Source organism: Streptomyces afghaniensis, assembly GCF_044327915.1.
Classification (GTDB): Bacteria; Actinomycetota; Actinomycetes; order Streptomycetales; family Streptomycetaceae; genus Streptomyces; species Streptomyces afghaniensis.
In genome coordinates this window covers 548625-561616 of sequence record NZ_JBIRGJ010000001.1, presented here as the reverse complement: position 1 = coordinate 561616, position 12992 = coordinate 548625, and the positions used below count along the sequence as shown (strand labels likewise).

Below are 12992 nucleotides of genomic sequence, written 5' to 3'. Positions count from 1 at the left end.
AGCAGGAGGCGCGCTAGCGGCCTCGGTCGAGCTGGCCGCGGGCGTACCGGCGCACCCGCTCGTAGCCCAGGAGCCGGCCCTGCGGGTCGAGGGTGACCTGGTAGGTCGCCATGATGGTCATGGTGTCGGGGACCCGCTCCAGCTCCACGACCTCCACGTCGGCCGTCCAGCCCTCGGGCGTCGGCCGGACGGCGGTGACCGAGTCGGGGGCCGTGCCGAGCAGTTCGGCAAGCTGGGCCGCCGCGCCGCGCATGGCCTGGAGGGCCGTCGTCCGACCGGTTGGAGTGGCCTGGTCATCAGTGCTCGTCATGGTCCTACCGTGCCAAGGCCCCGGTTCCTACGGGGGTGATTCGGCCAAACGTCCGGTCACTCCTGCCGCTCGGTGAACGGCGTCGCCTGGTGGAAGTACAGCCGCCATCCGTCCTCGGTCCGCCGCCACAGCGAACTGCGGTGTGCGTGTCTGCCGTCGTACTCGGTGTCGAAGGTGAGGTGGACGAGATCGGGGGCCAGCCGTACGCCGTGCAGCGCGGAGGTGACGATGGGCGGCGGCGGCTCGGGGTCGGTGGTCTCGGCCAGGGCGGCCATGATGGCGGCCCGGCTCCAGTGCCGTCCGGAGGCGCCGAACTCGTGGAAGTCGGGGTGCAGCAGCGCCCCGACCCGTTCGGGCGAGCGGCGCACGTCCGGGTCGAGCAGCGCCAGCTCGCCCTCGACGGCGGCCTCGACGGCCGGGTCGTGGTCAGGCACCCGTCAGCTCCACCAGCTTGACGACGGTGTTCCAGTTGCGGGTCGTGGCGATGACGCCCTTGTTGATGCGCGGCTTCGAGAGGTGTTCGGCCAGTTTGGAGCGGCCCAGGCCGTTGGGGGCGTACAGGTACAGGGCGCGGTCTCCCAGGCGGAACTCCTCGGGCAGGTAGGCGGATTCGTCGATCTCCGCGAAGCGCTCGGGGGTCACGGGGGCGGAGAAGTAGGTGACGTGGAGCTGCTTGGGCTCCAGGTCGGCGGCCGGGAACGGGCAGGCGTCGGCGATCGCCTTCAGGTAGGCGTGGTCGCGCACGATCACGTCGACGCCGAAACCGAAGTGCTTCTCGACAGCGTGCCTGATCTCGACGGCGAGCGACTCCTCGTCACCGTGGCCGGAGGCGAACACGGCCTGGCCGCTCTGAAGGTACGTCCGCACATCCTCGTGGCCGAGGCCTGTCAGGAGTGTGCGCAGGTCCGCCATCGGGACCTTTCTGCTGCCGCCCACGTTGATGCCGCGCAACAGTGCCGCGTACGTCGTCGTCATCCGCTCACCATAAGGCCGGCCGTCGTGCCCCGTGGGGGTGGGCACGACGGCCGGTGGGCGGCTGCCCGAGCCCCGTAAATTACTCACCGGTCACCGCGGGGCACAACCTTCTGCTCAGGATCCACACACCCGAGGAGACCGGTATATCCCCCTTCGGGTCCCGATACGTGTAAGGGGCCACCGCCCGTCACCGTCCTCCCCAGTGGGGAGAGGGAGCGGGCCATGGGAACGAGGTCCGGTCCCGCGACTTCACCGGGCAGCACGACGTGGCGGCTTTATCCGGCCCATACCTTCGAAACGAAAGGGGGCGGCAGGGGGCCGGCCCCGCATCACAAGGGGGCAAGCCCGTCATGGGGAACGGAGAAGCACGGGTGCGGGGCCTGGCCGCCCGGGCCGGCGGCTGGAGCGCCCGGCACCGATGGGCTGCCGTCGGGATCTGGGTGCTGTTCGTCGTCCTGGCGATGGGGCTCGGTTCGGCGGCGGGCCGGGTCGACGTCAAGGACAGCGACCAGCTCAAGGGCGAGACGCACACCGCCGCGAAGATCATCGAGGACGCCGGCATCGACGAACCGGCCGGCGAGACCGTGCTGATACAGGCCAAGGGCTCCGGTCCGAAGGCCACCGACGCCGAGTTCCGGGACGCCGTCACGGCCGTGATCCGGGCCGTCGAGGGGACCGGCCGCGTCACCCACGTGACCTCGCCGTACGACACGAAGACCATCTCGGAGGACGGGCGCAGCGCGCTCGTGCAGTTCGACATGCGCGGCGAGCCGGACACCGCCGGTGAGCGGGTCGAGCCGGTGCTGAAGGCCGTCGAGGGCGTCCAGAAGGACCACGGGTCGCTGCGGATCGAGGAGATCGGCGGCGCCAGCATGATGAAGACGTTCGCCGACGCGTTCGGGGACGACTTCAAGAAGGCCGAGTACTCCGCGGTGCCGGTGGCGTTCGGCATTCTGCTCATCGCCTTCGGCGCGCTGGTGGCGGCGCTGCTGCCGGTGGCGCTGGCGCTCACCGCGATCATGGCGACGATGGGCCTGATGGGGGTGATCAGCCATGCGGTGCCGATGACGGACGCCGCGAACTCCGTGATGCTGCTCGTCGGTCTGGCCGTCGGTGTCGACTACTGCCTGTTCTACCTGCGCCGTGAGCGGGAGGAGCGCGCAGCGGGCCGGGACGCGCAGACGGCGCTGCGGATCGCCGCCGCGACCAGTGGCCGCGCGATCGTGGTCTCCGGTGTCACGGTGTGCGTGGCCATGGCGGGCATGCTGTTCACCGGGCTGGCCGAGTTCGAGGCGATGGGTCTGGCCTCGCTGATCGTGGTGGCCGTGGCCATGGTGGGGTCCGTGACCGTGCTGCCCGCGCTGCTGTCGCTGCTGGGCGAGCGCGTGGAGAAGGGCCGTATCCCGTTCCTGCGCCGGCGCGGGCAGGGCGGCAACGGGGAGAGCCGGTTCTGGACGGCCGTGCTGCGGCGGGTGCTCGCCAAGCCGGTCGTGTCCGTCGCGGTGGCGACCGGAGCGCTGCTCGCCATCGCGGCTCCCGCGGTCGGCATGAAGACCCAGAACCTCACGCTGGATCAGGAGTTCGGCGACTCGCTGCCGATCGTGCAGACGTACAACCGGCTCAACGAGGCCTTCCCGGGCGGCTCGGATCCGGCCCAGGTGATCGTCAAGGCGGACGACATCAACGCGCCCGAGGTGCGGTCGGCGCTGGCCGGCTTCCGTGAGCGGGCGGTCAGTTCGGGGGCCTCGCGCGGCCCGGTGGAGATCGAGCTGCACGACGCGCAGAACCTCGCTGTCGTCTCCGTCCCGCTGGTGGGCGGCTCCGACCTCGACAAGGCGGGCGCGAGCCTGGACAAGCTGCGCGACGACGTGCGGCCCGCCACGCTGGGCAAGGTCGACGGCGTCGAGGCCCCGATCACCGGGCAGGTCGCGGGTTCGAAGGACTTCAACGACCAGTTGGCGGGAGCCGTCGTCCCGGTCTTCGCGTTCGTCGTGGTCTTCGCCTTCGCGCTGATGCTGCTGTCCTTCCGCTCGCTGACCGTCGCGCTGACGTCGATCGTGCTGAACCTGCTGTCGGTGGGCGCGGCCTACGGCATCCTCGTCGCGGTCTTCCAGCACGGCTGGGGTGCCTCGCTGGTGGGGGCGGAGGGTGTCGGCGCGATCATCACCTGGCTGCCGTTGTTCCTCTTCGTGATCCTGTTCGGCCTGTCGATGGACTACCACGTGTTCGTGGTCTCCCGGATCCGCGAGGCGCGGCTGCGGGGTCTGGCGACGAAGGACGCGATCCGGCACGGCGTGGTCACCACGGCCGGGGTCGTCACCAGTGCCGCGGTGATCATGGTCGCCGTGTTCGCGATCTTCGGGACGCTGTCCATGCAGTCCATGAAGCAGATGGGCGTCGGCCTCGCGGCAGCGGTGCTCATCGACGCGACGATCATCCGGGGCGTGCTGCTGCCGGCGGTGATGGCGCTGCTCGGGGAGCGCAACTGGTACCTGCCCAAGTGGCTGCACCGGCTGCCCGACCTCACGCACGACGAGACGCCGCAGGCGGTCGCGGGACCGACGGCACGGGACGACGAGGGCGAGCCCGTCAAGGTCTGATCGCTCCCCGTCGCTGTGCGCAGGGCCCGTCGGTTCCGGGGGAACCGGCGGGCCCTCTCAGCCGGTGAGCCGCCGCACGTACAGTACGTCCTCGTCGCAGCGCATAAGGGACAGGCGGCGCGCATGGACGCCGCTCTCGACCACGCCCGCATCAACCTCACCCGCCAGGCCGTCACGGTGTGACGGACCGGCGGGCGACGGCCGCCCCGACTACGCCTGGCGCGTGGGCAGTTCGGCCTCGATGAGGTCGACCGCGCGCCGGGTGCCGCCCTCCTGGGCCAACTCCGCCTGGATCTCCTTCAGGCGGCGGGCGACCTCCGGGTCGCCTACGAGGGCGAGGGCCGCCTCGCGCAGGGCCTCGGCAGTCGCCTCCTCCGCCGGGAGGTACCGGGCGACACCGAGGCCCTGGAGCATCTCCGCGTTGCCGAACTGGTCCACGGCCTGCGGTACGGCGATCATCGGCGTGGCCGTGGCCAGGCCCTCCTGGCTGCCGCCCGCCCCGGCGTGTGTGACGAACAGGTCGGCCTGCTTCAGGATCGCCAACTGCGGCACCCAGGAGCACACTTCGACGTTCGCGGGGACCTCGCCGAGCTCGGCGGGGTCGACGTGCTTGCCGATCTGGAGCACCAGGTGCCAGCCGGGCAGGTCAGCGAACGCCCTGACGCACTCGCGGTAGAACCCGGGCTGCTTGGTGAAGGCGGAGCCGAGCGAGACGAGCGCGACCTTCTCGGCCCCCGCCGGGCGCTGCCAGTCGCCCTCGGCGGTGCGGTCGCCCTGGCAGGCTCCGACGAAGGTGTGCACGGTCTCGTCGACCCGGTCCGCGTTCGGCTGAAGGGCCTTGGGGATCAGGACGATCGAGCGGTCGGGACGGCCCCCGAAGGCATCGGGGTGCCGTGTGATCCCGTTCTCCTCCAGCCAGGCGTGGAAACGGGCGTAGTAGGCACGGCCGCGCTCGGTCCTCTTGGGCTCCTCCCACATGGGCTCGGCGACCTCCTCCTCATATCCCTCCCAGGCGACCATGGCCGGTGACAGGGAGATCGCGGGCACGCCCCAGCGGTGGGCCAGGACGCGGGCCGGGTAGGAGGCGATGTCGTACAGCACGAGGTCCGGCTCGTCGCCCTCGTACGCCTCGATCAGCTGCGGGAGGGCCTGGATCGCGTCGTCGAGGAACGGCTCCACGTTGTCCAGCAGTGTGCTCCCCCAGGCCTCCGGGTCGTCGTCGGGCGAGGGCAGCGTCGAGTTCCACGGCTTCACCTCGGCACCGGTGTCCGCGACCTTCTCCGCGAAGGCCGGCGGGATCGCGTAGGTCACGCGGTGGCCACGCGCCACGAGCTCGCGGATCACCTCCAGACTCGGATTCACGTGGCCGTGGGCGGCGATGGAGAACATGGCGATATGAGCGCGACTGGTCATGCGCCCGACCGTATGCGAGACGAGACGTCTCGTGCAACCATTTTGGGTTCAGCGGGTCAGCTCCTCGTGCAGCCGCAGCCACCGCTCCGGCGCCACCTCGCCCACCAGCACGCCCGGGTCCAGGCGCGCCGCCCGGAACGCCGCGTCCACCCGCCGCCTCGGATGGGCCTGCCGCAGCGACGCGCGCAGTGAACCGCCGGCTCCGGAGAAGCCCAGCTCCACAAGACCGAGCCAGCTCCGGTACCCGGCGGCGTCGAGCAGCGGAGTCTCACGCCGCTCGACGCGCAGCACCCCGGCGTCCACACGCGGCACGGGCCGGAAACTGCGCCTGCCGACGCGGCCCAGCAGCCGCCACTCGTAGCGGGGCCAGGTCCGCACCGTCAGCAGCGTCCACCTGCCGTAGTCGCCGGTGCGCTTACGGGCGTACTCCAGCTGGGTGAGCAGCGTGGCGTCGGTGAGGGCGGGAGCGCGCAGGCACCAGTCGACGACGGCCGCGGTGCGGGAGAAGGGCACGTTCCCGGCGACAGAGAAGGGCGTGCGCGGCGGGTGTGCGGCCAGGAAGTCCGCGCCGACGACCCGCACCTGCGGGGTGCCGGAGAAACGGCCGCGCAGGACGGACACGAGCCTCGGGTCGATCTCGTACGCGCGCAGCTCCCGGCAGCGTCGCGCCAGCGGTGCGGTCAACGCGCCTTTGCCCGCGCCGACTTCGAGCAGCAGCGGGACCGGCCGGGCCCGCGGGGCGGCGAGCCGGGCGAAGCGTTCGGCGGTGGCGCGGTCGGCGAGGAAGTTCTGCGAGAGCGCGCGGGAAACAGCGGTGGGGCGGGCCATGGCCTGCGGTCCTTGTCTTCCGTGAGGGGTGTGAGGGCAGCCGAAGGCCCCGACCGGAAGACAGCGGGAGAGCGGAGAGGTGAGACGCCGGGCTCAGAGGCTCAGCGGGCGTGGCTCCCCGGGCCGGTCAGGGCTCCGGGGCCGCTGCGCACGCGTGCGGCGTGCGGGCAGCCCCGGCCGTGACCGGAGACGTAGATCGCGTTGATTCCCACGGGCAACACGCTAGGCGCCGCACGTGACGACGCTCAACGGGATTTCGCCGGGCTTCAGCGCTGGTAGCGCGCCAGCACCAGGTTGCCGTCATCCTCCAGGCGTTTGCGCAGCTCACGGATGCCGATGGCGCCGCTGTAGTACTCCTGGAGGGCCGGGGTCGCCACCTTGTCCTTCCACTCGGGGTAGCCCCGTACGGTCTGTGCGGGCGCCGGGCGCAGGTGGGCGGCGAGCGCGGTGCCCGTGGCCCAGCCGTGCTCGGGTGTGCGCAGGGCCGGGTCGTGCAGCGCCCGGGTGCCGGTCGGCAGCATCCAGTCGCCGAGGGCGAGGCGGACCATGTTCCGCGGCCGCAGCAGGAAGTCGATGAAGGCGGCTGCCTCCTTCTTGTGCGGGGAGTCCTCGGCGACGGACAGCGTCTGCGGGCTGACGCCCTGGGTGAGTCCCCCGGCGCCGGCCGGGGCGGGCAGCACCTGCCAGGCGAAGTCCTTCGGCGCCTGCTGCACGATCTGCTGGCGGTAGGAGAAGCCGAGCGGGACCATCGCGTATCTGCCGCCGAAGAAGCCGGGCAGGGTGTCGGAGCCGCCGCTGCCCAGGGTCGTGGGCGAGGCACTGCGGTCGGGGCCGGCCTGGGCGTGGATGGTGCGCGGCACCACCTGGTCGGCCGCCTCGAACCGGACCGTCACCCTGCCGTCGGCCCCGCGGTGGAAGAGCTGTCCGCCCGTCGACAGGGAGAGGTTGAGCGTGGCGGAGACCGGTTCCTTCAGGGGCCAGGCCACGCCGTACTTCCCCCGGCCGCTGAGCCGTTCGGTGATGCGGCGGAACTCGGCCCAGCTCCACGGCTTTTCGGTGGTCGGGATCCGTACGCCGGACCGCTCGAGCCACTTGGCGTTGGCGATCAGCACGCGTGGTTCCTGGAGGAACGGCACGCCGTAGATGCCGTCCCCGAAGGTGGTGGTCTGCCAACTGCGCCGCGGGATGTCCGACTTCAGCCGGGCGGGCAGCAGATCGGTGAGGTCGGCGAGGTAGCCGCCGTAGGCGAAGTCGGCGAGGTCGTCGGAGGCGTCGTGGATGATGTCGGGTGCCTCGCCGCCCTCGAAGGCGGTCAGGAGCTGGTCGTGGACGCTGTCCCAGCTGCCCTGGACGTACTCGACCCGGACGCCCGGGTGGGTGGCGTTCCACTCCCTCACCAGTTCCTTGTTGGCCTCGACCGACTCCTCCTGCCAGGCCAGGGACTGGAAGCGCAGGGTGATCCGGCCGTCGTCGCGGGTGCCGCCGGAGGAGCACCCGGCGAGGAGCAGCAGCAGGATCAGGACCAGGGCCGGCAGGCGTGCGCGCATCAGCTCTTCACCGCCCCGGTGAGCATGCCGCCCGTGATCCGGCGCTGGATGATCGCGAAGACGACCAGCGAGGGCAGCGTCGCGAGGAACGCCGCCGCCGCGAGCGGGCCGAGGTCGGCGACGCCCTCGGCGCCGATGAAGTGGGTGAGCACCACCGGAAGGGTCTGTTTCTCCGGTGTCTTGAGCAGCACGAGCGCGAAGAAGAACTCGTTCCACGCGGTGATGAACGCGAACAGCGCGGTCGCCACGATGCCCGGCGCGAGCAGGGGCGCCGTCACCGACACCAGCGTGCGCACCCGGCCCGCTCCGTCGACCGCGGCGGCTTCCTCCAGCTCGGGCGGTACGGCCCGTACGTACCCGGCGAGCATCCACAAGGCGAACGGCAGCGCCCACACCACGTACACCAGCACCAGCCCCGGCACGGAGTTGATCAGGCGGAGGTTCTTCAGGACGAGGAACAGCGGGATGATCAGCAGCACGAACGGGAACGCCTGGCTGACCACCACCCAGCCCGTCACCGCCTTCGCGAGCCGGGTGCGGCGCCGGGCCATGACATAGGCCATCGGTGTCGCGATCAGCACGGCGATCAGCGCCGCCGCGAGCGCCGCGAGCAGGGAGTTGAGGGCGGCGTGCAGCAGCGGCTGTTCGTCGAAGGCCTGCCGGAAGTTGGCGAGGGTGGGGTTCTCGGGGATCCAGGTCGGGTGCAGGCTGCCCAGCTCGCGCGGCGGTTTGAACGCGGTGGAGACCAGCCAGAGGAACGGGAAGGCCAGGAAGACGAGGTAGGCGAGCAGCGCGGTGTACTGGCCGACGCGGGCCGGTGTGCTGGTTCTCATGCGTCGTCACCTCCCCTGAGGCGGCCGGCGAGGAAGACGGCCAGGGCGATCGAGATCACGGCCACCATCACGCAGCCCATCGCCGCCGCGTAGCCGAACTGCCCGTAGCGGAAGGCCTCTTCGTACGCGAAGAGCATGGGCAGGCGGGTCCGGCCGCCGGGGCCGCCGCTGGTGAGGACGTAGACCAGGGCGAAGGAGTTGAAGTTCCAGATGAGGTTGAGTGCGGTGATGGCCAGGGCGATGGGTCTGAGGGCGGGCCAGGTGACCGTGCGGAAGCGGCGCCAGGCGCCCGCGCCGTCGACCGCCGCCGCCTCGTGGAGTTCGCGCGGGGTGTTCTGGAGTCCGGCGAGCAGCGCGACCGTCGTCTGCGGCATGCCCGCCCAGACGCCGACGACGATCACGGCGGGCAGCGCGGTGGCCGGCCCGCTCAGCCAGTCGCGGCCGCCGCCCAGGCCGAGGTCGCGCAGGGTCTCGTTGAGGATGCCCGCGTCCGGGTTGTAGACGAGCCGCCACATGATGCCGACGACGACCTCGGGCATGGCCCAGGGGATGATCGCGAGGGCCCTGGCCAGCCAGCGCAGCCGCAGGTCCTGGTTGAGCAGCAGGGCGAGGCCCAGCGCGAGCAGGAACTGCACCGCGGTCACCCCGACCGCCCACACCAGCCCGATCCGGAACGACTCCCAGAACAGCGTGTCCTGCAGCAAGTCCCGGAAGTTGAGGCCGCCGATCCACTGGGTCGGCTCGGTACGGCCCGACTGGGCGTCGGTGAAGGCCAGCAGGATCCCGTACAGCAGCGGTCCGACGCTGAGGACGAGGATGGGGAGCAGGGCGGGCAGCACCAGGAACCAGGCGCCGTGGTCCACGGCCCGCCGGGGCCGGGCCCCGCCGGGCTGGTGTCCGGCCGGTCCCCTCGGTGGCGAAGGGGAAGAAGCCTCGGTCACCGATGTCACGGAATCAGCCCCTTTGACGGCTCGGCCGGCCACGTCATGGTCGTGAAGGCGTTCTGCCTCGTCAAGGCACCGCGCACGCCGCCCGACCTGTGCCGATGCGACACTGACCGGCGGATGGCCGGAACCCGACGGCACACGACGCGGACGACGGCGGAAAACGTGACGACGGAGGCGGACGATGGACGAGGCACGGGCTCGGGACGTACTGGCCGCGGCGGGCGTGCTGCCCGGTGCGGCCCGCGACGCGCGGCTGCTCGCGCTGGGCGAGAACGCGGTCTTCGCCGCCGGTGACCGGGTCGTCAAGGTGGGCCGCGACGTGGAACTCCTCGACCGGGCGCGGCGCGAACTGGACATCGCGCTGTGGCTCGCCGAGGCGGGTGTGCCGGCGGTCCGGGCCGCCGAGCCCGAGCCCCTGCTGGTCGACGGGCACCCGGTGACGGTCTGGCACCGGCTGCCCGAAGCGGTACGGCCCGCCGAGCCGCGGGATTTGGCCGAACTGCTACGGGTCGTGCACGCCCTGCCCGCTCCCTCCTTCGATCTGCCGCCCCGCGATCTGCTGGGCGGTGTGGAGCGCTGGCTGCGGCTGGCGGGGGACGCGATCGATCCGGCGGACGCGGCGTATCTGCGGGAGCGGCGGGACGGGTTCGCCGCCGAGGCTGCGGCACTGGCGCCTCATCTGCCGCCGGGGCCGATCCATGGGGACGCGCTGCCGCGCAATGTGCATGTCGGACCTGATGGACCGGTGCTGGTCGATCTGGAGACCGTGTCGGTGGATCTGCGGGAGCACGATCTGGTGGTGATGGTGCTTTCGCATGACCGCTACGGGCTCCCGGACGACGCGTACGCGTCGTTCACCGCGACATACGGCTGGGATGTACGCGCATGGGAGGGATGCCCGGTCCTGCGCGGTGCCCGGGAGACGGCCAGTTGTGCGTGGGTGGCTCAGCACGCGCCGAGTAATCCGAAGGCGCTGGCGGAGTTTCGGCGGCGGGTGGCTTCACTGCGGGAGGGGGACGAGACGGTGCGGTGGTATCCGTTCTGAGCGCCTGTGGTGCGAGGGCTACCCGCCGCTGTCCTGGATGCTTCGGGCGGCTCGGCGTAGTTCGGCGAGGACTGTGCGGACCGCTGTGCGGGCCGTGCGCTCGGGGCGGTACAGGGCGTCGATGTGGCGTCGGGCCTGCGCTCCGCTGAGAGGCCGGAGCACGAGCGCCGGATGCGGGCGCGTGGTCCAGCGTGGCATCAGGGCGATACCGCCCCCGGCGGCGACGACCTCGGCGACCACCGAGAACTCGTTGATGCGATGGGCGAGATGGAGCCTGCGGCCCGCCGCGGCGGCGATGGCCTCTATCGTCGCCAGGACGGGGAACCCCTCGTGCACGGTGATCCACGGCTCGTCGGCCACGTCGCGCGGGGTGACGCGGCGCTTGGTGGCCAGAGGGTGGCCGGCGGGCATGGCCACGTCCAGCGGCTCGCGCAGCAGCGTCGTCGTGGCCACCGTGTCCGGCCACGGCGGGGCGTGGTCCAGGCGGTGGGCCAGGACCACGTCGTACTCCCGGGTGAGCCGGGGGAAGTCCTCCTGCGGTACGTCCTCGTCGGCCAGTCTCGGCACCGGCTTGCCCGCACCGGCCAGCGCGCGCAGCAACGGCGGGAAGAACGCAGCGCCCGCGCTGTGGAACGCCGCCACCGACACCTCGCCGTCGGGCGCCCCCGCGAACTCCTCGACGGTGTGCCGCGCGCGGGCCAGCGCCGTCTCCACTTCCACGGCCGCGCCCGCCAGCGCCTGCCCGGCGTCGGTGAGCACCAGCCGTCGCCCCTGACGCTCGGTGAGCGGCACCGGGATCGCGCGCTGAAGCAGCCGCAACTGCTGGGAGATCGCCGACGGCGTCACCAGCAGCGCCTCGGCGACCGCCGTGACGCTGCCCAGTTCGCCGAGCTCCCGCAGGATCCGCAGCTGACGTTCGTCCATCGCCTCAGTGTAGGGACGATGCAGTACTGCTAAATGATCGTTTTAGAGACTGGTACTGGGCTTCATGGATGTCTCCGGTGCACCGTAGGCGCGTGTCCGACGTCCGCCGTACCGATGCGGTACTCCTCCTTGTCGCGCTCGTCTGGGGATCCAGTTATCTGTCCGCCCAGACGGCCACTGCCGCGCTCCCCGTCCTGCTGGTGCTGTTCGCCCGCTACGCCCTCTCCGCACTCGCCTGCCTCGGCGTCGTCGCCGCCCGACGGCGCGGGTCGCGCCGGTGGACGCGTGACGAGCTGCGGGCCGGGGTGCCCCTGGGGCTGACCCAGGCCGCGGTCCTGATCGTGGAGACCTACGGCGTCGCACACACCAGCGCCGCCAACGCCGGGCTCATCATCAGTCTGACCATCGTCCTCACCCCGCTCCTCGACCGTGGCGGACGCCGCGGCTCGCTGCCCTTCTCCTTCTTCGCCGCGACCGGCGTGTGCGTCCTGGCCGTCGGGCTGCTGATGTCCGGCAACGGCTTCCACGCGCCGCGCCTCGGCGATCTGCTGATGCTCGGCGCCGCGCTGATCCGGGCCGTGCATGTCGCGCTGGTCGGCCGCTTCACCACCGGGCGGGCGATCCGGCCCCTGCATCTGACGACGGTGCAGACCCTCGTCGGCACGGCCCTGTTCCTGCCGGTCGCGGCGCCCGACCTGGCGACGCTGGTCCGCGCGGACCCGGCCACCTGGGCCCAGCTGGTCTATCTCGCCCTGTTCTGCAGTGTGTTCGCCTTCCTGGCCCAGACCTGGGCCGTGCAGCGCACCTCCGCCAGCCGGGCCAGCCTGTTGCTGGGCACCGAGCCGGTCTGGGCCGTCGCGGTGGGCATCGCCCTCGGCGGCGAACACCTCACGCCCCTCACCGGCCTCGGGGCGGCCCTGATGGTGGCCGGTACGTACTGGGGCCAGGCGGTGGAACGCGCGCACCGAAGCACCCCCGGGCCCCTGCCTCCCCCGTCCCGCCCTCTCGACAAGGACTCCGCATGCCCGACCCCACTCACCACACCCCCAGTCGGCACGACACCGGCCGGCACGACACCTACCACCACCTGATCTCCCTGCTCGACTCCGCGTCCGTCGACTACCGCCTCATCGACCACGAGCCCGAAGGCGCCACCGAAGCCGTCTGCGCGTTGCGCGGGCATCCGGCCTCCGAGGCCGCGAAATGCATCGTGCTGCGGGTCAAGGTGGACCGCCGCACCACACGCCACGTCCTCGCGGTCGTCCCCGGGGACCGGCGCGTGGACCTGGCTGCCGTCAAGGCCCTGTTCGCGGCCCGCTATGCCGGCTTCAGCGACCCCGAAACCGCCGAACGCCTGGCCCGCGCCGCCCCCGGCACGGTCCTGCCGTTCAGCTTCGATCCCGGTCTCGAACTGGTCGCCGACCCGGACGTCGTGGCCCGGCCGAGGCTGTACTTCAACGCGGCCCGGCTCGACCGCTCGCTCCTCATCTCGGGCGCCGACTACGAGCGACTGGCCAAGCCCCGCGTCGAACGCATCGCGGCGCCCGCACCGGGGTGACGCAGAGAGCGC

General features: G+C 71.8%; 12 protein-coding genes and 1 pseudogene. 4 read left to right on the top strand and 9 right to left on the bottom strand.

The window, feature by feature from the left end; translation table 11 throughout:
• Nucleotides 1-13: 13 nt before the first annotated feature.
• The 3 genes from ACH4G3_RS02320 to ACH4G3_RS02310 are packed head-to-tail and all read right to left on the bottom strand — an operon-like array spanning nt 14 to nt 1285.
• The gene (locus tag ACH4G3_RS02320; protein ID WP_397622667.1) at nt 14-310 is read right to left on the bottom strand and encodes a gas vesicle protein GvpO; all 297 of its coding nucleotides are present in this window, start codon (nt 308-310) and stop codon (nt 14-16) included.
• Between the two features lie 56 nt (nt 311-366).
• Nucleotides 367-744 (bottom strand): nuclear transport factor 2 family protein, encoded by a 378-nt coding sequence (locus ACH4G3_RS02315; RefSeq protein ID WP_397622666.1) that lies wholly within the window; start codon nt 742-744, stop codon nt 367-369.
• Nucleotides 737-1285, bottom strand: coding sequence for a DUF1697 domain-containing protein (locus tag ACH4G3_RS02310; protein WP_397622665.1), 549 nt, complete (start codon nt 1283-1285; stop codon nt 737-739). The genes ACH4G3_RS02315 and ACH4G3_RS02310 overlap by 8 nt, the downstream gene beginning before the upstream one ends.
• 350 nt (nt 1286-1635) lie before the next feature.
• Here ACH4G3_RS02310 and ACH4G3_RS02305 point away from each other — a divergent pair, with 350 nt between their 5' ends.
• Nucleotides 1636-3885 carry an MMPL family transporter gene (locus ACH4G3_RS02305; protein ID WP_397622664.1) on the top strand — a complete coding sequence of 750 codons (2250 nt, stop codon included), beginning with the start codon at nt 1636-1638 and terminating at the stop codon, nt 3883-3885.
• 210 nt (nt 3886-4095) lie between these two features.
• Here ACH4G3_RS02305 and mgt read toward each other — a convergent pair.
• From mgt to ACH4G3_RS02280, 5 genes and pseudogenes are all read right to left on the bottom strand, one after another.
• A pseudogene (mgt, locus tag ACH4G3_RS02300) lies at nt 4096-5350 on the bottom strand (macrolide-inactivating glycosyltransferase).
• The gene (gene erm, locus ACH4G3_RS02295; RefSeq protein ID WP_397622663.1) at nt 5347-6126 is read right to left on the bottom strand and encodes an ErmE/ErmH/ErmO/ErmR family 23S rRNA (adenine(2058)-N(6))-methyltransferase; all 780 of its coding nucleotides are present in this window, start codon (nt 6124-6126) and stop codon (nt 5347-5349) included. Before erm ends, mgt begins: the two are co-directional and overlap by 4 nt.
• A 266-nt stretch (nt 6127-6392) precedes the next feature.
• Nucleotides 6393-7673, bottom strand: a complete 1281-nt coding sequence (locus ACH4G3_RS02290; RefSeq protein WP_397622662.1) for an ABC transporter substrate-binding protein — start codon at nt 7671-7673, stop codon at nt 6393-6395.
• Nucleotides 7673-8506, bottom strand: coding sequence for a carbohydrate ABC transporter permease (locus ACH4G3_RS02285; protein WP_397622661.1), 834 nt, complete (start codon nt 8504-8506; stop codon nt 7673-7675). Before ACH4G3_RS02285 ends, ACH4G3_RS02290 begins: the two co-directional genes overlap by 1 nt.
• On the bottom strand, nt 8503-9456 hold the full coding sequence (locus ACH4G3_RS02280) for a carbohydrate ABC transporter permease (protein WP_397622660.1): 954 nt from the start codon (nt 9454-9456) through the stop codon (nt 8503-8505). The genes ACH4G3_RS02285 and ACH4G3_RS02280 overlap by 4 nt, the downstream gene beginning before the upstream one ends.
• A 178-nt stretch (nt 9457-9634) precedes the next feature.
• Here ACH4G3_RS02280 and ACH4G3_RS02275 point away from each other — a divergent pair, with 178 nt between their 5' ends.
• Nucleotides 9635-10498, top strand: coding sequence for a phosphotransferase enzyme family protein (locus ACH4G3_RS02275; RefSeq protein ID WP_397622659.1), 864 nt, complete (start codon nt 9635-9637; stop codon nt 10496-10498).
• Between the two features lie 18 nt (nt 10499-10516).
• Here ACH4G3_RS02275 and ACH4G3_RS02270 read toward each other — a convergent pair whose 3' ends face one another.
• Nucleotides 10517-11422 (bottom strand): LysR family transcriptional regulator, encoded by a 906-nt coding sequence (locus tag ACH4G3_RS02270; protein ID WP_397622658.1) that lies wholly within the window; start codon nt 11420-11422, stop codon nt 10517-10519.
• A gap of 92 nt (nt 11423-11514) precedes the next feature.
• Here ACH4G3_RS02270 and ACH4G3_RS02265 point away from each other — a divergent pair, with 92 nt between their 5' ends.
• Both ACH4G3_RS02265 and ACH4G3_RS02260 read left to right on the top strand, forming a co-directional pair.
• Nucleotides 11515-12513: a DMT family transporter gene (locus tag ACH4G3_RS02265; protein WP_397622657.1), complete on the top strand. Its 999-nt coding sequence runs from the start codon at nt 11515-11517 to the stop codon at nt 12511-12513.
• The gene (locus ACH4G3_RS02260) at nt 12444-12980 is read left to right on the top strand and encodes a YbaK/EbsC family protein (RefSeq protein ID WP_397622656.1); all 537 of its coding nucleotides are present in this window, start codon (nt 12444-12446) and stop codon (nt 12978-12980) included. The genes ACH4G3_RS02265 and ACH4G3_RS02260 overlap by 70 nt, the downstream gene beginning before the upstream one ends.
• The last annotated feature ends 12 nt before the right edge of the window (nt 12981-12992 follow it).